The 18594-nt window shown below is 71.9% G+C and carries 15 protein-coding genes and 1 pseudogene; 4 read left to right on the forward strand and 12 right to left on the reverse strand.

Going from position 1 to position 18594, the window contains the following annotated elements:
* Nucleotides 1–10 precede the first annotated feature (10 nt).
* The 6 genes from PPSIR1_RS38630 to PPSIR1_RS38655 all read right to left on the reverse strand — a co-directional run bounded on the left by PPSIR1_RS38630 (nucleotide 11) and on the right by PPSIR1_RS38655 (nucleotide 9012).
* Entirely contained in the window at nucleotides 11–1807 is a 1797-nt protein-coding gene (locus PPSIR1_RS38630; RefSeq protein WP_006976736.1) for a hypothetical protein, read from the reverse strand.
* Nucleotides 1808–1926: 119 nt separating this feature from the next.
* A complete protein-coding gene (locus tag PPSIR1_RS38635; RefSeq protein ID WP_006976737.1) occupies nucleotides 1927–2157 on the reverse strand; it encodes a hypothetical protein in 231 nt (76 codons plus the stop codon).
* Between the two features lie 130 nt (nucleotides 2158–2287).
* The gene (locus tag PPSIR1_RS38640) at nucleotides 2288–4066 is read right to left on the reverse strand and encodes a Mur ligase family protein (protein WP_006976738.1); all 1779 of its coding nucleotides are present in this window, start codon (nucleotides 4064–4066) and stop codon (nucleotides 2288–2290) included.
* 2 nt (nucleotides 4067–4068) lie between these two features.
* A complete protein-coding gene (gene cphA / locus PPSIR1_RS38645) occupies nucleotides 4069–6942 on the reverse strand; it encodes a cyanophycin synthetase (protein WP_006976739.1) in 2874 nt (957 codons plus the stop codon).
* A 181-nt stretch (nucleotides 6943–7123) separates the two neighbouring features.
* Nucleotides 7124–7960 (reverse strand): cyanophycinase, encoded by an 837-nt coding sequence (locus tag PPSIR1_RS38650; RefSeq protein ID WP_045117612.1) that lies wholly within the window; start codon nucleotides 7958–7960, stop codon nucleotides 7124–7126.
* A 23-nt stretch (nucleotides 7961–7983) separates the two neighbouring features.
* Nucleotides 7984–9012: a GlxA family transcriptional regulator gene (locus tag PPSIR1_RS38655; protein WP_006976741.1), complete on the reverse strand. Its 1029-nt coding sequence runs from the start codon at nucleotides 9010–9012 to the stop codon at nucleotides 7984–7986.
* 70 nt (nucleotides 9013–9082) lie between these two features.
* On the opposite strand from PPSIR1_RS38655, the gene PPSIR1_RS38660 reads away from it, so the two are divergent.
* The 3 genes from PPSIR1_RS38660 (at nucleotide 9083) to PPSIR1_RS38670 (ending at nucleotide 10915) form a co-directional block, all read left to right on the forward strand.
* Nucleotides 9083–9502, forward strand: coding sequence for a DUF6010 family protein (locus PPSIR1_RS38660; RefSeq protein ID WP_006976742.1), 420 nt, complete (start codon nucleotides 9083–9085; stop codon nucleotides 9500–9502).
* A gap of 155 nt (nucleotides 9503–9657) precedes the next feature.
* Nucleotides 9658–10128 carry a hypothetical protein gene (locus tag PPSIR1_RS38665; protein ID WP_006976743.1) on the forward strand — a complete coding sequence of 157 codons (471 nt, stop codon included), beginning with the start codon at nucleotides 9658–9660 and terminating at the stop codon, nucleotides 10126–10128.
* Nucleotides 10129–10207: 79 nt separating this feature from the next.
* On the forward strand, nucleotides 10208–10915 hold the full coding sequence (locus tag PPSIR1_RS38670; protein WP_006976744.1) for a hypothetical protein: 708 nt from the start codon (nucleotides 10208–10210) through the stop codon (nucleotides 10913–10915).
* A gap of 81 nt (nucleotides 10916–10996) precedes the next feature.
* Here the strand turns inward: PPSIR1_RS38670 and PPSIR1_RS38675 are convergent, their stop codons facing one another.
* On the reverse strand, nucleotides 10997–11314 hold the full coding sequence (locus tag PPSIR1_RS38675; protein ID WP_006976745.1) for a peptidylprolyl isomerase: 318 nt from the start codon (nucleotides 11312–11314) through the stop codon (nucleotides 10997–10999).
* Nucleotides 11315–11367: 53 nt separating this feature from the next.
* On the reverse strand, nucleotides 11368–12588 hold the full coding sequence (gene iadA / locus PPSIR1_RS38680) for a beta-aspartyl-peptidase (protein WP_006976746.1): 1221 nt from the start codon (nucleotides 12586–12588) through the stop codon (nucleotides 11368–11370).
* A gap of 61 nt (nucleotides 12589–12649) precedes the next feature.
* Between iadA and PPSIR1_RS38685 the strand changes: the two genes are divergently transcribed.
* Complete coding sequence (locus PPSIR1_RS38685) at nucleotides 12650–13999, forward strand: LPXTG cell wall anchor domain-containing protein (RefSeq protein ID WP_157596423.1); 1350 nt, start codon at nucleotides 12650–12652, stop codon at nucleotides 13997–13999.
* Here the strand turns inward: PPSIR1_RS38685 and PPSIR1_RS38690 are convergent.
* The 4 genes and pseudogenes from PPSIR1_RS38690 to PPSIR1_RS50605 all read right to left on the reverse strand — a co-directional run.
* On the reverse strand, nucleotides 13966–14883 hold the full coding sequence (locus PPSIR1_RS38690) for a fructosamine kinase family protein (RefSeq protein ID WP_006976748.1): 918 nt from the start codon (nucleotides 14881–14883) through the stop codon (nucleotides 13966–13968). The genes PPSIR1_RS38685 and PPSIR1_RS38690 overlap by 34 nt on opposite strands.
* A complete protein-coding gene (locus tag PPSIR1_RS38695) occupies nucleotides 14880–15380 on the reverse strand; it encodes a low molecular weight protein-tyrosine-phosphatase (protein WP_006976749.1) in 501 nt (166 codons plus the stop codon). Before PPSIR1_RS38695 ends, PPSIR1_RS38690 begins: the two co-directional genes overlap by 4 nt.
* Nucleotides 15377–18145, reverse strand: coding sequence for a valine--tRNA ligase (locus PPSIR1_RS38700; RefSeq protein WP_006976750.1), 2769 nt, complete (start codon nucleotides 18143–18145; stop codon nucleotides 15377–15379). Before PPSIR1_RS38700 ends, PPSIR1_RS38695 begins: the two co-directional genes overlap by 4 nt.
* Nucleotides 18146–18287: 142 nt before the next feature.
* Nucleotides 18288–18594 (reverse strand): annotated as a pseudogene (locus PPSIR1_RS50605) (hypothetical protein); the annotation flags it as partial.

The raw sequence follows: 18594 nt of genomic DNA on the forward strand, positions 1-18594 counted from the left end.
GACCCCAGGCTCAATCCTCTTCGCCGGCCTCTTCGCCTTCGGCCAGGTCGAGGGCCGGCAGCTCGGGAATCTCGCCGGTCACGATCTGCAGGGAGCTCGCGTCGCCGGTCGAGAAGAACGCGCCCTTGAGCGAGGTCGAGAGGTTCTCGAAGGCCTTCTTGGCCATGACGTCGTAGACCAGGAAGTCGCTCGGGGTCAGAGCGATGCCGTCGGTCGACACGGAGAACTCCGAGGGCGGCTCGACGTCGAGGACGAAGGTCAGGGTCGGCGGCGGCTCGGCGCCGTCGGTGCCGGGGATCAGCATGCTGACGATGAAGTAGATCTCGATGCCGACGTAGCCTTGAGTGTTGAGCTCGTTGGCGTAGATCGAGCCCGAGGCGTCGACGGTGTAGGCGACGGCGATGGTCGGCGCGTCGGGGCGGTTGGCCTCGAGGTCGAGGTCCTCGGGGATGCGCTCGCCGAGCTCGAGGTCGAGGATGTCGGCCGGGATGACGCGCAGGAAGCCGGCCTCGAGCTCGTTGACGATGTAGGACTCGCGCACCCGCGTGCGCTGGTCGTCAAAGCTGGGCGAGATCGCGGCGATCGGCAGGCCGCCGGTCTCCTCGAGGGTCATGGACTTCACGACCTCGTCGACGTCGTGGAGGATGCTCGGGTCCGGGGCCCGGAAGCGGACCGCGACCGGGGGCGAGTCGGCGGCCTCGAGCCAGTTGAGCATGGCCGTGACCGTGGTCAGGATGTTCGGGTTCGCGTCCGAGGCCGTGGCCTGGAAGTCGGCGAGGGCCTTGGCGAAGAGCTCGTGGATGGCCGCCCGGGCGTCGGGCTCGTGGACCGAGCCGGGGTGGGTCTCGATGAACTGGCGCAGCGCCGTGACCGAGCCCTCGGCCTTGGCCTCCTCGAACTCGGCCTTGGGGATGAGCACGTTCTGGACCTCGTCGAGGTGGCGCGTGCAGCCGGCGTAGACGTAGTCGTTGAGCAGGTAGGTGTCGTTGGTGTCCTTGACGGCCTCGAACATGGCGTCGTCGCTCATGGTGTTGCGCAGGTACCAGCTCCCGCCGCCGAGCAAGGCGCCGACGATGAGCCCGATGAGCCAGGCCTTTTGCAGCAGCGCCGGGCTGGCCTTGGCCGCGGGCCCGCCGTCGCTGACCTTGGCGTTCTTGGTCGCGCAGATCATGTCCCAGTCGCCGGCGCGCGCCTCGAAGAAGGGATCGAGGGCGGCGAACTGTCCGTAGTCCCCGCTCTCGACGATCTGGGCGGCGCGGACCCGCCACTGGTGCATCTGGTGGGCGACGTTCTGAGCCTCGGTCTGGCCAAAGATGGTCAGCTCCTGCTGCAGCCCGCTGGAGAACACCAGGCGCAGCGTCGAGTTTTGGTAGGCCCCGTTCTCGTGGTTGTGGATGACGTTGACGTGGCTGACCTCGGACAGCGGCTGGATGCTCAGCACGTCGTCCTCGGCGGTCACGATGTCCACGGGGAACAGGTAGGTGCCCAGCTTGTAGGGCATGTTCTTGGCCGTGACGATCGAGCGGATCATCGCCAGGAATCCACCCAGGACCAAAACGGCCCCGATCGCGTAGAGGGCGATGAAGCCCGGGCCGTCGACGCCCTCGCCGAAGCTCGCCGTGCTCACGCCGTAGAGCGTGCCGGCGCCCATGGCCAGGACGATGAACCAGCCGACGGCTCCCCAGCCGGGAGAGTTCGTGTCCTCGAAGACCGGCCCAGGCTCGGCCTGGCCGCTCGCGGACGCGACGAAGCGCTCCCGCGTGGCCTTGGGCAAGGCGTTGAACTCGACGACTCGAATCTGCGACATGGCTCGCTTGTACCAGCGAAAACTGCGCAGCCGCCACCGCAATGCGCGGTGACGGCTGGAAATTGCTGGCTCAGAGCCCGCTCCTGCGGGCCTGGAAGCCAATCTGACTCGGGAGCCCCTCAGCTCGAAACCGGTCGGTCGCGCTCGCCTTCGACCCCCGGCAGCGCCTTGGCGTCCGCCGGATCCTCAATGTCGCCGCAGCCCGTCGTGGGCATCTCGAGGCCCAGCACGCGCGCCGCGGTATGGAGGATCACGCTGTCTTGCCAGGGCAAGACACCGGTCGCCATGATCGCGATCAGAGCCAGGGCCGCGAGGCCGTAGCCGTCCAGAAATTTCGTCTCGCCGCTCATGGTGCCTCTCCTCGAAAGTGTCATGAGTCCGCGAAGTGTCCACGGCTCGGTGAAACAATTCATGGATCGCGGCAAAAAGCCTCGCCAGGGCCTCGCCGAGGCCTGCGCCACTCCTGAATCAGACACGCAATCAGCGAGCGCCACGCCGCGACAGCCACTCGCGCAGGGCCGCGCGCTCGGTGTGCACGAGCAAGACGACGAGGTCCCCATCCCCGCAGTGCGCCAGCGCCCGGTCCACGGAGCTCGGCTCGTCGGCGGCGAACTCGATGGGCGTTTCACCATCTCCGGCGCCGCGAAAGCCCGCGGCGAGCTGCTCGGGGACCTCGCCCGCGGCCCGGCCGCGGAGGTACTCGGTCTGCTCGCGCAGCACCACCACGCGGGGTTGGTAGCGGCGCAGCGCGGCGCCGAGGAGGAGCAGATCGGCGTCGCTGCGATCCCCCGCCATGCCAAAGCAGATCACCGGGGCCGCGCCCCCCTCGCTCAGCCCGGCGACGAGCTCGGCGAGGGCCGAGAGCCCGGCGTCGTTGTGGGCGAAGTCGACGAGCAAGCGGGCCGCCCCCGCCTCCGGACGCTCGGGATCGAGGGGCACGGACCAAAGGTGCGCCCGCCCGGGGTTGTCCTCGGGCCGCCGACCAAAGTCGCGCAGGCCCGCCGCGACGGCCTCGGGGCCCATGCCCAGCGCGGTGGCCGCGGCCGCGGCCGCGAGGGCGTTGGCGACGTTGTGTCGGGCGCGGCCGCCGAAGCACGCCGGGATGTCGGCGACGGGCATGACGGCCTCGCCGACCTCGCCCTCGAAGCGCGTGAGCGCCCCTCCGCGCACGCTCCAGCTCGTGCCCCCGCGGGCGCGGTGCTCGACGAGCACCGGGTTGTCGAGGGCCGGCGAGAACCACACCACCGGGGCCGGGAGCGCGGTGCGTCGCGCCCAGGCCACGAGCGCCTCGCTGTCCGCCCCGAGCACGATGCGCCCGCCGCCGAGGGTCGCGTGGGCGATGACCCCCTTGGCCGCGGCCATGCCCTCGAGGTCGAAGACGCCGTACTCGCCGAGGTGGTCGCGGTCGACGTTGGTGATCACCGAGACGTCGCAGCGCCGGACCCCGAGCCCTCGACGCAGCAGCCCGCCCCGGGCGGCCTCGAGCACCGCGAGGCTCACCGAAGGATCGCGCAGCAAGGTCCGCGCCCCGCCCGGGCCGGTCCAGTCCCCGGCGTCGACGAGGCGCTCGTCGATGAACAGGCCGTCCGTCGAGGTGTTGCCGACCCGATGCCCCGCGCCCTTGGCGATGCGGGTCAACATGCGCGTCGTCGTGGTCTTGCCGTTGGTCCCGGTGATCACCGCCAGCGCGCCGCCGGCCAGCCCCGACCAGTCGAGCTCACCGGGCGCCGGCAGGCCCTCGGGGTGGTCCTCGAAGCGGAGGCTGCGAACGCCCGCGTAGTAGCCCAGGGACAGGCAGTCGTCGTCGAGCAGCCAGGGCAGGCCGCGGGCGCGGGCGGCCGCGATCAGCTCCATGGCGCCGAGGCGCTCGCGGGCCTCCGCCGCGGCTCGCTCGGCGAGGGCGTCGAGGTCGAACGCCGGATCCTCACCAGCGACGGCCGCGATGGCCCACTCGTTGACCTCGGTCGCGACGTAGAGGCGATCGACGGGGGCCGAGAGCATGAGCTGTGCGCCCGCGGAGCCCTCGGCGTCGACGAAGCTGCGCGCGCCCACGATGAGCGGGTGGCCGCCAGCGGCGAGCTCGCGGCGCCAGTCCTGACCCCGCGCCGCGAGGCCGTCGAGGGCCTCCTCGACCGCCGCGCGCCAGCGGGCGATGAAGGGCTCGGCCGGCGCGTCGCCGAGGCGGACCTCCGCGACCGCGCCCGCCTCCGTCGCGTGGATGTTGGGGCCCGTCAGACGGCGCGAGTCGACGAGCTCCACCGCTAGTCGTTCTCCTCGCGGGCCAGGCGAACGCCGCGCTCGTCGACGATCACGTCCTTGCCCCCGACGACCGTGGCCCGGCTGCGGTCATCCTTGACCGGCTCGATCTCGTCGTCGTCGCGGCTCTCGGGGCCGGCGACCAGGCCCGAGCTCGACGGCAGCGGCGTCTCGTCGACGATCGAGACCTCCGAAGCCAGATCCCCGATGGTCGAGCGGACCTCGCCCTCGTCCGCGCTCGCGTCGTTGAAGTGCACGATCTGCTTCCAGCAGCGCGAGATGTTGTCGCCGAAGATCACCAGCAGGTCGCCCCGCTCGCCGCGCTCGAGGGCGGCCTGGATCGCGGCCTGCTCGTCCTCGATGACCTCGACCTTGGACGGGCTGACCCCGGCGCCGATCAGCGCGCCCATCAAGATGCCCGTGACCTCGCCGACCTTGCGCCCGCGCAGGGAGTCGTCGCGGCGGACGATGAAGGCGTCGAAGTGCGGCGCGGCCTGCTTGGCGATGGCGACGATGTCCTCGTCGCGGCGGTCGCCCGGGGCCGCGAGCACGCACAGCCGCCGGCCGTTGACCTCCATGCTCGCCGCGGTCTCGGCCATGGCCCCGACCGCGGCCGGGTTGTGGCCGTAGTCGAGGATGACCTTGAAGGGCAGGTCGTCGAACACGTTGAGCCGGCCCGGGGCCTGGAAGAAGGTCGTGTCGAAGGTCCGCAGGCCCACGCGGATGTTGTCGATCTTGACCTTCATGACCCGGGCCATGAGCGCGGCGAACATCGCGTTTTGCACGTTGAACAGCGCCTTGCCCTCGAGGGTCGCGGGGATCAGGTGGGTCCACAGCAGCGGGATGTGGCTGCCCCGGTCGTAGAGGGTGATCATCTGGCCGTTGATGCCCTCCTCGAGCACGCAGGCCGCCCCGCCGGCGCGGATGTGCTCGCGGACCAGCGCGTGCTTGGGGTTGCGGGTCACGTAGGCGATGCGCTCGGCCTTGGTGTAGTCGGCCATCTTGAGGCACTGCTCGTCGTCGGCGTTGAGCACCGCGCAGTCCCGGCTGACCTCGACGACGATGCGCTTGACCGCCGCGAGCTGCTCGATGGTGTCGATGCCCCCGAGGCCGAGGTGGTCGGCCTGGACGTTGAGCACCGCGCCCACGTTGTTGGCCCGGTAGCCCAGGCCCGCGCGCAGCAGCCCGCCCCGCGCCGTCTCGAGCACGGCCGCGTCGACGCTGGGGTCGCGCAGGACCATGCGCGCCGAGACCGGGCCGGTCATGTCCCCGGACACCGTGCGCTCGCCGTCGATGTAGACGCCGTCGGTGGTCGTCAGGCCCACGGTCTTGCCCGACATCTTGAGGATGTGGGCGAGCATGCGGCTGACCGTGGTCTTGCCGTTGGTCCCGGTCACCGAGGCGATGGGGATGCGCGTGGGCGCGCCGGGCTCGAACAGCATGTCCATGACCGGGCCGGCGACGTCGCGGGGCGTGCCCTCGGTGGGCGCGACGTGCATGCGGAAGCCCGGCGCCGCGTTGACCTCGCAGATGGCCCCGCCGACCTCGCGGAAGGAGCGGGAGATGTCCGGGGTGATGAAGTCGATGCCGGCGACGTCGAGGCCGATGGCCTGGGCCGCGCGCTGGGCCATCTCGCGGTTGTCGGGGTGGACCACGTCGGTCTGGTCGACGGCCGTGCCGCCCGTGGACAGGTTGCCCGTCGAGCGCAGGTAGAACACCTCGCCGGCCTCGAGCACGGTGTCCTTCGACTTGCCGGCGAGCTCGAGCAGGCGCGTGGCCTGGTGGTCGAGCTCGATGCGGGTCAGCACCTTCTCGTGGCCGATGCCGCGGCGCGGGTCGGCGTTGATGATCGCGACCAGCTCCTCGACGCTGTGCTCGCCGTCGCCGACGACGTGCCCGGGCACGCGCTTGGCCACGGCGACGAGCTTGCCGTCGACGACCAGCATGCGGTGGTCGAAGCCCTCGATGTAGGTCTCGACGATGACCGTGCGCGAGTGCTCCCGGGCCTTGTCGAAGGCCACGCGCACCGCCTCGGCGTCGCCGAGGTTGATGGACACGCCGCGGCCGTGGTTGGCGTTGAGGGGCTTGACGACCACGGGGTAGCCCAGGCGCCGGGCGACCGTCGCGGCCCGCTCGGCGCTGCGCACCAGGTACTGGCGCGGCACGGGCAGGCCGAGGTCGGCGAGGATCTGGTTGGTCTCCTCCTTGTCCGACGCGATCTCGACGGCGATGTGCCGGGTCTCCGAGGTCACCGTGGCCTGGATCCGCTTTTGGTAGCGGCCGTGGCCGAACTGCACCAGCGAGTAGTCGTTGAGGCGCAGCCAGGGGATGTCGCGCTGTTCGGCCGCGCGGACCAGCGAGGCCGTCGAGGGCCCGAGCTGGCGGCGCTGGGCGTAGCCGATGAGGTCCTCGAGCTCGGCGGCGAAGTCGAAGTCGGCGTCCTTCTTGGCGTCCTCAGGCTGGAGCTTCTCGGGCAGCAGCGAGTGCAGCAGGCGCAGCGCCAGCTTGCCCGCGGCCTCGCCCACGCGCTCCTCGGCGTACTGGTAGATGACGTGGTAGACGCCCTGTTCGCCCACGCCGCGGGTCTTGCCGAAGGTCACCCCGGCGCCCGCGAGGCTCTGGATCTCCAGGGCGGCGTGCTCGAGGATGTGGCCCATCCACGTGCCCTCGCGCAGGCGCTTGACGAAGCCGCCCTCGTGGCCGTAGGAGCAGCCGTGCTGATCGAGGCTCGGGAGCGCCGCGACCAGGCCGTCGACGAAGCCGGGGATCTTGTCGCTCGGCCACTGCTCGAGCTCGCCGAGGTCGAGGCGCAGGCGGATGACCGGGAAGTGGGCGTAGAGGTTGGGGCCGCGGTAGATGCGTTGCTCGAGGATCTTCATGTCGACACCGACCCGCGCAGCATGCCTGCGCAACGGCCACTGCGTCGAGTCCTCGATGTCGACATTCCCGCGAAGATTCGCCCGGGGGCGCGCGCTGCTGCCCGACCCAAGCCGATCCAAAGACCGTTCAGCCCGGCGCCGCTGGCCGGGTCTTCAGGGGTCTTGCGTGCCGCTCAGCCCGTCAGTCGACGGGCTCGCGCCCGGGCGGCGTGGCGATGCGCCGGTGCAGGTCGAAGCGCCCGCCCTCGGTGAGCACGTGCAGGCGGATCCCCGTCATGCAGATGCTGTCGCCCTCGCTGGCCTCGTCCATGGACGAGTGCTCGATGTGGCTGGCGTCGACGACCGTGATCGCTCCGCTGCCGCAGACCTCGACGACGTCGTCGGCGTTGATGAAGGCCGCGGTGTCCTCGTCGAGGCCGACGCCGACGGCGAAGGGGTTGTAGGCCAGGGCCGCGAGCAGCCGACCGATGCGGTCGCGCTGGCGAAAGTGTTGGTCGATGACCACGCGGTTGGTCAAGCCGAGGCCCGGGGCCAAAGAGACCATCCCGGCCCGCGGGGTCGCGCCGGACCGGCCGAAGGCGATCATGTGCTCGCTGAGGATCGCCGCCCCGGCCGAGGTCCCGCCCACGGGCACGCCCCGGGCGTTGGCGGTGCGGATCGTCCGGGCCACGTCGGTGCCGCCCAGGATCGTCGAGATGCGCAGCTGGTTGCCGCCGGTGAGGAACACGCCCGTGGCCTCGCGCAGGTAGGCCAGCCAGTCCGGGCGCGCGGCGTCCTCGCGCTCTTTGTACTCGAGCGAGGCCGCGTGGCCGGCCCCGAGCTCGGTGAACAGTCGGACGTAGCGCTCGCCGGTGTCGTCGAGGCGCGAGGCCGTGGGGATGACCGCGATGCGGGACTCGGCCCCGCCGCAGACCGCGATGAAGCGCTCGAGGATGACGGGGTTGCTGTCCTTGTCCTCGGCGCCGCCCACGGGGACGATCCACCCGCGGCGGTGGGAGTCTGGAACCTTGGCAGGCATGGAGACGCGATGTGTCGCCGATGTCACCGCTCAGGGCAAGACCCCGTGCGCACAGCGCAACCCGCACCATCTCGCCCCTGTCCCCCGAGCGGCTTCTTCGCCTTGGTCGACTTGGGAGCTTCAGCGCGGCACGGAGCCCGAAAGGCCCGGCGATAGGCCAGCGGCGTGGTCCCGGCGTGGTCCCGAAAACGGGCGCGGAGCACCGCCGCCGAGCCAAAGCCCGCCTCGCTCGCAACCTGCTCCACGCTCAGGCCCGTGGTCTCGAGCAGACGCTGGGCGCGACGGACCCGGGCCTGGTTCACCCACCGCGCCGGGGTCGTCCCGGTCTGCTCGCGGAAGCGGCGGCTGAGCGTGCGCGGGCTCGTCCCCGCCGCCCGCGCGAGGGCCTCGAGGGAGAGATCGCGGGTCAGGTCGCCCTCGATCCACGCGAGCAGCTGCGCGAGTGAACCGTCGCCCACCCGCGGGGGGCGGTGGTCGATGAACTGCGCCTGACCGCCGGCGCGCTCGAGGGGCATCACGCAAGCTCGCGCGACGCGGGCCGCCGCCTCGGCCCCGCGGTCGAGGCGGATCAAGTGCAGGCACAGATCAAACGCCGCGGCCGCCCCCGCCGAGCTGTAGCGACCGTCCCCGCCGTCGACGTGGAGCACCTCGGGCTCCACGGTGATCGCCGGGAAGCGGCGCTCGAGCTCCGCCGCCGCCTGCCAGTGCGTGGTCGCCCGGCGCCCGTCGAGCAAGCCGGCGGCCGCGAGCACGAAGGCGCCCGTACAGATCGAGGCCACGCGAGCGCCCCGCTCGGCCGCCGCAACCAAGGCCCGAAGCAGCGCGGGCGGCAGGGGCTGGTCGAGGTCCTCGACGCCGGGGACCACGACGGTGTCCGCCCACCGCAGCGAGGCCAGGCGGTAGGCCGGGCTCAGCGCGAGGTGGCGGCCGCGGACCTGGGCGCCGGGGCTGCACACGCGCAGCTCGTAGCCGGCGCGCCCGAACACCTCGCAGGGGATCCCCAGGTCGCCGAGGACCACGCCGTCGAAGGCGACGACGGCGACCCGACGCATTGGCGAGAATCCTGCGGACATTGTCTTTCTTGCCACTGGTGGATTCTCCCACGCTCGCTAGCCTCGCGCCATGACCGTGCTCGACTACCTCGGCCCCGCCCTCGCCGGGCTGGTGTTCATCGCCTTGATGTCCCGGGTGCCCATGCCCGCGCGCCAGCGCTTCAACGCCGTGTTCGTCGGCGGGGCCGGGGCGGCCTACCTCAGCGGCGGCGGCTTCGGGCCGTGGGAGCTGGCCTACGTGGTCCCGGCCACGGCCGTCGCCTACCTGGGCCTGCGCGACATCCGATGGATCGGCGTGGCCTGGGCGATGCACACCGGCTGGGACGTGGTCCACCACCTCTACGGCAACCCGCTGTGGCCCTTCGTGGCCAGCTCCTCCCACGGCTGCGCGATCATGGATGCGGTGATCGCCGTGTGGTTCTTGCTCGGCGCGCCGACGAGCTTTCGGGCCGAAGCGGCCGTGTCGTCATCGCTTACGCCATCGACCTAAATCGGCAAATTCAGCCGCGAGAGGTGCTCTGGCGCGCCCTTTCACGTCTCCGCCGCGACGCGACCCTCAGTGCGAGCGCGAATGAATTCACAGCGGGCCGACGACTCCTGGGCAAACGCGGCCAACGACGCCGCCGAGCACCGACCGGATTCATCATGTCGACCAAGACCAAGACCAAGACCGCCCTCGCCATCGCCACCCTCGCCGGCCTCGCCTGCCTGTTCGGAGCCAGCGACACGGCCCACGCCCTGCGCATCGGCGGCCACGCGGCCCTCCACGACAGCGCCCACGCGGCCTGCACCAGCCTCTCCTACGCCGCCCTGACCAACGACTGCGGCAGCCGGGTCACCCACACCATCCCCCTGGCCGTCGAGAGCGCGGGCAGCAAGGCCCTGTCCTTCCGCGGCAAGGGAGCCACCAGCGACAACGACGTCGAGTGTCGCGGCCAGGCGATGACCGACAACAACTCGGGCTACTGGTCCACTGGCTGGACCGGCATGCCCGCCTTCGGCAGCGTCGAGGATGTCTCCATGGGCAGCCTCTACGTGGGCGACGAGGGAGCCGCCTACATGCGCTGCAAGGTCGACGACGGGGCCAGCTTGCTGTCCGTCGAGTGGGAGCAGTGAGCCCGAGCGCCCTGCCCTGACCTCCCAGGGGACGGCCCCTCGCCGTCCCCTTCCCCTCCCCAGCCACCCAAACATCCCCATGTCCAAGCTCAGCACCGGAATCCTCGTCGCCCTGTCCCTCATCCTCGGGGGCCTCCTCGCGGCCGACCGCCTGATCGGCACCCCGCAGAGCCGCGAGCTCGAGCGTCGCCTCGCCGAGCTCGAGACACACAGCGAGGCCCTCGACGAGCGAGGCCAGGCGCTGGCAGCCGAGCGCGCCCAGACCCGCGAACGCCAGCGCGCTCTGGACTGGAGCGAGCGCAGGCCCCTCTCGGCCTCTCCGAGCAGGGCGACGTCGCGGCTCCCCCAAGCCGGCCCCCTCGATGCGCCTGCCTCTGGCGAGGCGCTCATGGACCAGGAGCGCCAACAGGCGCCCGCACCCGCCGCCCCGAGCACCGAGCAGATGCAGCTCAGCCTCGAGCAGGTGTTCGAGGACAGCAGCGACGACCCCTCGTGGTCCCGGCCGACCGAGGCCGCGCTCCGCGACAGCTTCTTCGCCACCCTCGACGAGCGCAGCGCCGTCGCCACCATCGAGTGCAGCGCGAGCCTGTGCCGCGTCGAGAGCGACCACGACGACCTCGCCAGCTTCCGCGGCTTCGCCGAGGACGGGCTGCTTGGGGACAGCGACAGCTTCTCCTGGCGCGGCCCGATGTTCACCTCGATCGTCGACGGTGAGGACGGCGGCCCGGTGACCGCGGTGACCTTCCTGGCCCGCGAGGGCGAGCCCCTCCCCGGCGTCGCCGGCTGAACAGCCCTTCCGCCTGGCTCGAAGCAAAGCAAAGCGCCTCCTTTCGGAGGCGCTTTGCTTTGGGCTGTGTCGCGTCCCCGCTCAGCCGGTGCGCTTGATGATGTGGTAGCCGAAGTCGGTCTCGATCACGCCGCTGACCTGGCCCACGTCCATGCCGAAGGCCGCGACCTCGAAGGGCTTGACCATCTGGCCCTTGCCGAAGGAGCCCAGGTCGCCCCCCTTGGCGCCCGAGGGGCAGTCCGAGTTGGCCTTGGCCAGATCGCCAAAGTCGGCCCCGCCGCGGATCTGCTCGGCGAGCGCGTTGATCTGCTGCTCGGCCTCGGCCTTGCTGCGGGTGGCCGTGGACCGGGCGGAGCCCTGGTACATGAGCAGGATGTGAGAGGCGCGGACGGTGGACATGGGCCCCTACCTACCACACCTTCCGCCGCGGCTGCCTGGCCGAGCCTCCCCCATCAGGGCCCCTCGAAGGGCCCCCTCCGCAGGACTGTGCCGGCGCGCACCATCCACTGGCCGCGGGCGAGGACGGCGTCGAGTTCGAGGTCCTGCGCGCCCCGGAGCACCAGCAAGTCCGCGTCGGCGCCGACGGCCACGCGCCCCTTGCCGCGCAGCCGCAGCTGCTGCGCGACGTTGGCCGTGAACATCGGCAAGACCTCGGCGAGGCCGCGGCCAAACTCCCCCGTGAGCGCGCGCAGGGTCTCGAGCAAGGTCGCGGACTGGCCGACGCCGTAGTGGCTGAGCTGGCCGTCGTCGCCAAAGTGCGGCATGCAGCCGCCGCCGTCGGACGAGCAGGTCAAGCGGGCGGGGTCCAGGCCCGCGCCGAGCCAGGCCGCGATCGCCTCGGCGGCCGACAGCCCGTCGCCCACGTCGTCCGCCGGGAAGGCCGTCACGTCCATCACCGGCGCTCGCTCGCCCCGCTCGCCCGCGAGGGTGCAGGCCTCGGCGAACAGCTCGCGCCGCCGGTTGAGGTGGGTGGGGTGAAAGACCCGCGCCGGCAGCTCGGTCTCGTCGAGGGCCCGGCGCACGAGCTCGAGGCCCCGCGCGCCGTCGCCGAGGTGCAAGTGCAGCACCCCGGCCTTGCCGCTGATCATCCCGCCCACGTGCACGTCCGAGGCCACGCGCAGGAACTCGTCGAAGCTCGGCTGGGAGGAGCGGTGGTCGCTGATCGCCAGCTCGCCGACGCCGATGATCGGATCGACGAAGGCCATGTCGTCGCGCACCGAGCCCGTGAGGGTCTTGACCGGGACCTCGTAGTTGCCCGTCCAGCACCACGCGCTCAGGCCCTCCTCCCGCAGCGCGAGAGTCCGGGCGACGAGCTCGCGCATGGTCCGGGTGGTCGCGTCCGTGCCCAGCAAGCCGACCACGGAGGTCACCCCGGCGGCGCTGAGCTCGGTCAGCGTCAGCGAGGGCACGCGCGAGGTGTAGCCCCCTTCCCCGCCGCCGCCGGTGACGTGCACGTGGGCGTCGACGAGGCCCGGGGTGACCAGGGCGCCGTCGAGCTCGACGGTCTCGACGAGCGCGCTGCCGAGCCCGCTCAGCTGCGCGTCGAGCTCGCCCGGCTCGACGATCGCCGCGACCCGAGCGTCCGCGATCAGCAGGTCCTTGCGCCCGCGCGCCTGGGGGTCGAAGAGCTCGGCGTCACGCAGGAACAACAGCGGCGGCGTGGGGGCGTGCACGGGTCGAGAGCACCACAGCTGGCTGCGCTCGACAATCGCGGGCTCGTGCTAGCCTGAGCCCGTGAGTCCGCGACGAGCTGCGAACCGGCGCGCTAGACCCCGCTCTCGCGCCGCGTGTCTGGACTGGGCTCTGGGCCTGGGCCTGGCTCTGTGCCTGGCCAGCCTGAGCGCGTGCGACGATGGCGATCGCTCGGACGCGGGGCGCTACCTCGTGGCCACGAGCCTGCGCTCCAACCAGCCCCAGCGGTCCACGGCCGTGCTCGTCGACAGCCCCTTCTCCGCCCAGTTCGGGGGCTTCGTCAGCAACCCCGACCTGTGGATCCCCTCGGGCTGCGCCCCCCTCGAGGCCACCGGGGTGCTGTCCGCGGTCGAGGACGAGCGCTTCGTCGCCCTCGAGCCCGGCGAGGGGACCCTCGAGATCCTGACCGTCCTCACCACCTGCACCAACGCGCCGGAGTTCCAGGGCGCCGAGCCCGACCGGTGGACCGTCCACGCCCACACCCTCGACGAAGCCAGCGCGGTGTGGGCCTTTGGCGACGACGACCTCGCGGGCAGCCTCTCGCCCGGCCCCGCGCTCACCTTCCCCGAGGCCCTCGGCCAGCTCCGCGGCGTCGACGAGGGCCCGATCCCCGTCGTCGCCGGCAGCCCCTTTAGCTTCTCCCCGACCCTCGCCCTGGCTGGCGCCGACGGCCTCGTCGAGCTGCGCCACGACAGCGACTCGCTCCAGCTCGAGCTCGAGCCCCACGACGAGAGCCTGCGCCTGCGCAACCCCGACGGCACCCCGCGGCTGCGCATCGAGGGGGCCCTGGTCGAGGGAGACAGCGTCGAGTCGAGCGTGCTCGTCTTCGATCAAGAGCTCCCCCTGCCCGCGATCGAGGCCGTCCCCCTCGCCAGCGTCGAGCGCCTCGAGCTCGTCCCGGCCTACTTCCGGAGCCCCGACGACCGCCGGCCCTGGGGCGCACCCGCCGGGCTGCTGGCCACGGGCTTCGACGCCGAGGGCCGCCGCGTCTACGGCCTGCCCACGAGCTGGACCGTCACCCGCGGGCACCAGCGAGCGGCCGCGTCGCCGTCCGCCGACATCCTCCAGCTGGGCGCGAGCTGCGTCGAGCCCACCGACGAAGCCCAGGCGCGCACCGTGGAGGTCGAGGTCCGCGTCGGCGCGCTGATCGAGACCGCGACCTTCGAGTGGACGGCCCTGCCCGGAGACATCGATCCCGAGACCACCGAGCTCCCGCTGTGCGACCCGCCGCCGGGCTGCGCCTGCACCTCGACCGGCGCGAGCTCCGACAGCCCTCACCGCGCAGGGGCGGGCCTCGCCCTGATCGGCCTGGCCGCGCTCTACCGTCGCCGTCGCCGTCGCCGTCGCCGTCGCCGGCTTCAGCCCAGGCGCGCCAGCGCGGCCTCGAGCTGACCGAGGTAGCTCGCGCCGAGCAGCGCGACGTGGACCAGGATCGGGTAGAGCTGGTAGAGGTTGACGCGCGCCTCGGCCCCTGGCGCGAGGGGCCAGGCCTCCGCGTAGGCGTCGAACACCCGGGGCGAGAAGCCGCCGAACAGCTGCATCATCGCCAAGTCGACCTCTCGGTGGCCGACGTACACCGCGGGGTCGACCAGCGCCGGGCGCCCCAGGGCGTCGGTCATCGCGTTGCCGGCCCACAGATCGCCGTGCAGGCGGGCGAGGGGCTCGCTCGGTCCGCACAGCTCGGGCAAGCGAGCCAGCACCGCGTCAAAGCGCGCCCGCAGGGCCTCCGAGGCCAGGCCCGCGTCGACGACGACGCGAAACATCGGCTCGAGCCGGCGCGCCGCGTAGAACTCGGGCCACGAGCCCGCCGCCGCGTTGGTCTGGCGCAAGGTCGCCAGGTAGTTGTCGCGCTCGAGCCCCGGGCCCGCGCCGGCGGGCGCGCTGCGGTGCAGCGCCGCCAGCCCCCACCCGAGCTGCTCGTCGTGCTCGATCTGGGACAGCACGACCTCGGAGCTGTCCTCGCCCAGGTCGGGGCTCAGATCCTCGAGCAACAGGAACTCGCCCGAGCGGTCCACGGCCAGGACCTCGGGGATGACCAGGCCCACGCCCTCGGCGGCCTGACCCGCGGCGACGCCCTCGGCCAGCCACCGCAGGCCGTGGGCCTCGTCGGCGAACATGCCCTCGGGGGCGCGCAGCTTGAACTTGAGAAAGGCCCGGCGCCCGTCCTCGAGGCGCAGGGCCCGGGCCTCGTTGATCGAGCCCCCGCCGACCATCGTCCGCGTCCGCACCGGGCTGCCGAGGGTGGCCTCGACCCGCGCCCACAGCTCGCGGATCACAGCCCGTACTCCTCGCGCAGGTGCGCGAGCAAGCCGGCGCTGCCCCGGGCGCAGATGTCGAAGACCTCGCTAAAGCCGTCCTCGCCGCCGTAGTAGGGGTCGGGCACGCTCGCGCCCGCGGGCGCCTCGGGGTCGAAGCTGCGGAACAGCACGACCTTGGCCCGCGCCGCCTCGTCGGGGGCGAGGGCCAGCAGGTCCGCCTGGTTGCGGCGGTCCATGGCCAGCAGCAGGTCGAAGCGCTCGAAGTCCTCGACCACGGCCTGGCGGGCGATCGAGGGCAGCTCGAAGCCCCGGCGCCGCGCCTCTTCCCGGGAGCGCGGGTCGGCCCGCTCGCCGGCGTGCCAGGCCCCCGTGCCCGAGCTGTCGACCGCGATCGCCCCGCCGAGCCCGGCCTCCTCGACCAGCGCGAGGAACACCCCCTCGGCCGTGGGCGACCGACAGATGTTGCCCAAGCAGACGAAGCAGACCGAGACCGAGCCCGAGCCCGCCCGGCTCATTGGCTGATCCGCTCGAGCAGCGCGCGCTGCTTGGCCAGGCTGTCCTTGAGCGCGACGAGGCGCTCGCGCTCCTTGGCGACCACCTCGGGCGGCGCCTTGGCCACGAACTTTTCGTTGCCGAGCTTCTTCTCGAGCCCGCCGAGCGCCTTCTCCTTCTTGGCGACCTCCTTGCCCAGGCGCTTGCGCTCCTCGTCGAGGTCGACCAGGCCCTCGAGGGGCAGGCCGATCTCCACGCCCCCGACCACGGCCACGGAGCAGGCCTTGGGCAGCTGGTCGTCGGCGCCGAGGATGGTCAGCGACTTCATCCGGCCGACGAACTGCGCCGACTCGGCCACGCGGGCCAGGGAGGCCGCGACCGCGGCGTCGTCGGTGCGCACGACCACGTCCACGGGCTGCGCCGGCGAGACCTTCGACTCGGCCTTGAGCATGCGGTGGTTGGTGACGACGGCGATGAGCCGCTCGATGTCGTGGCCGGCCTCGACCACGCGGGCGTCGGCCAGCAGCGCGCCGACCTGGGCCACGGGCCCGGCCAGGGTCCGCGCGTCGCCCTCGCCCGCGCCCGCTTCAGGCGCGCACGGCCAGGCCGCGAGCATCAGGCTGTCGCCCGAGCCGGCGGGCCGGGGCAGGCGCTGCCAGATGGTCTCCGTGATGAAGGGGATCATCGGGTGGAGCACGCGCAGCACCAGGTCAAAGACCGTCGCCAGCGTGCCCTGGGTGGCGTGGCGCTCGGCCGGGTCCGCGTCCGCGCTCAGCCGCCGCTTGGACAGCTCGAGGTACCAGTCGCACAGCTCGTGCCACACGAACTGGTAGGCCGCGTGGGCGGCCAGGTCCAGGCGCCAGTCGCCGAGCTTTTGGGCGAAGTCCTCCGCCAGGGCCAGGGCGCGCCCGAGGATCCAGCGGTCGGCCGTCGACAAGCGCTCGAGGCCGGTCGCCGGGTCGTCGAGGATCTCGGCCCGCCAGCGCTCGAGCTCGAGGCCGTCGAGCTTCATGCTCGCGAAGCGGGCGGCGTTCCACAGCTTGTTGCAGAAGTTCCGGTAGCCCTCGACCCGGGCCTTGGAGAACACGATGCCCGCGTCCTGCCCGGCCATGGTGCACAGGTAAAAGCGCAGCGCGTCCGTGCCGTAGGTGTCGATCAAGCTGACCGGATCGACCACGTTGCCCTTGGTCTTGGACATCTTGCGCTTGTCCTCGCCGAGGACCATGGAGTGCAAGAAGATGGTCTTGAAGGGCACCTCGCCGGTGAAGTGCAGGCCGAACATCATCATCCGCGCGACCCAAAAGAACAGGATGTCCCAGCCCGTCTCCATCAGCGAGGTCGAGTAAAAGCGCGGCAGCTCGTTGTCCTCGGCCGGCCAGCCCAGGGTGGTCAGCGGCCACAGGCCCGAGCTGAACCAGGTGTCGAGCACGTCCTCGTCCTGGTGGATGTCCGCGCCGCCGCACTCGCTGCACGCGCTGGGATCCTCACGGGCGACAGTGATGGCCCCGCAGCTCTCGCAGTGCCACGCCGGGATCCGGTGCCCCCACCACAGCTGGCGAGAGATGCACCAGTCGCGGATGTTCTCCATCCACCGGTAGTAGTCGGCGGTGCGGTGCTGGGGGTAGATGACGGTGTCGCCCTGCTCGACCGCGGCCAGGGCCTTCTCGGCCAGGGGCCCGACCTTGACGAACCACTGCGTCGAGGGCAGCGGCTCGACGATCACCCCCGAGCGCTGGCTCCGGCCGATGCTGAGCTTGTGGTCCTTGGTCTCGACCAACAGGCCCGCGGCCTCGAGGTCCGCGAGCACGGCCTTGCGGGCCGCTTGCACGGTCAGGCCGACGTACTTCGCGGGCGCGGGCTCGATGAACTCGTTGTCGAAGCCGATGACCTGGATGAGCTCGAGGTCGTGGCGCTTGCCCGTGGCGAAGTCGTTGGGGTCGTGGGCCGGGGTCACCTTCACGGCCCCGGTCCCGAAGCCCATCTTGACCAGGATGTCGTCGGCGATGATCGGGATCTTCCGGCCGGTCAGCGGCAGCTCGATGTGCTCGCCGATCAGGTGCTGGTAGCGCTCGTCGTCGGGGTGCACCGCCACGGCCGTGTCGCCGAGCATGGTCTCGGGGCGGGTGGTCGCGACGGTCAGGCGCTCGCCGGTCTCGGAGTCGGCGACGGGGTAGGCGATGTGCCACAGCTTGCCGTCGGTCTCGGTGTGCTCGACCTCGAGGTCCGAGAGCGCGGTCTGAGATCCGTGGTCCCAGTTGATCAGCCGGTAGTCGCGGTAGATCAGGCCCTGCTCGTGGAGGCGCACGAAGGCCTCGCGCACGGCCCGGGACGAGACCTCGTCCATGGTGAAGCGGTAGCGGCTCCAGTCCAGCGAGGCGCCGAGGCGCTCGTGCTGCTCGTCGATGATGCCGCCGTGCTCTTCCTTCCACTCCCACACCTTGTCGAGGAAGGCCTCCCGACCCACGCCCTGGCGGGTCTTGCCCTCCTTGGCCAGCTGGCGCTCGACCATCACCTGGGTGGCGATGCCGGCGTGGTCCGTGCCCGGGAGCCACAGCGCCCGGTGGCCGCGCATGCGGTGCCAGCGGACCAGCGTGTCCTCGATGGTCGCGGTCAGGGCGTGGCCCATGTGCAGGCGGCCCGTGACGTTGGGCGGGGGCAAAACGACGGTGAAGTGCGGCGCGTCGCCATCGGCCGGCTGGAAGTAACCTTGGTCGCGCCAGTGGGCGTAGAGGGGAGCCTCGACCTGCGCGGGGTCGTAGACCTTGGCGAACTCGCTCGAACTCGTCATCGGACGCTGAACCTGCCACAGGGGCGGTAGCGATGCACACGGCTCGCTCCCCTCCCCGGGCCCGCGCGCTGGCGCCATGACGTGCGAAAGCTCGCACCTCAAAGAGGGGCGAGCCTTCGCTAGCGGCGAGTCGACGGACGACTCAGCGGGGGATTTTCTGGTTGATGAGCTCTTCGGCCAGGTCCGGGACGACCTCCCAGACCACCGCCTCGACCACCTCTTCGGTGATCTTGATCAGAGCCTGGACCGCGGCGGGATCGAGACCCGACGCCGCGGCGCTGCCAGAAGCCGCCGCCTTGATGCGCTCGACCATGCCCGAAGTTGGAGCGTCGGCCGAGGTGAAGGGGATCGGGACCGCGATCGGGATGGAACCGGGGGCTGCGCCCGGGCTCGCCGCGGCTGCAGGTCGGGCCGCCGCTGCGGGGCGGGCCGGGGCCGCGGGCTTGCGC

Origin of the sequence: Plesiocystis pacifica SIR-1, assembly GCF_000170895.1 — a bacterium.
Taxonomy (GTDB): Bacteria; Myxococcota_A; Polyangia; order Nannocystales; family Nannocystaceae; genus Plesiocystis; species Plesiocystis pacifica.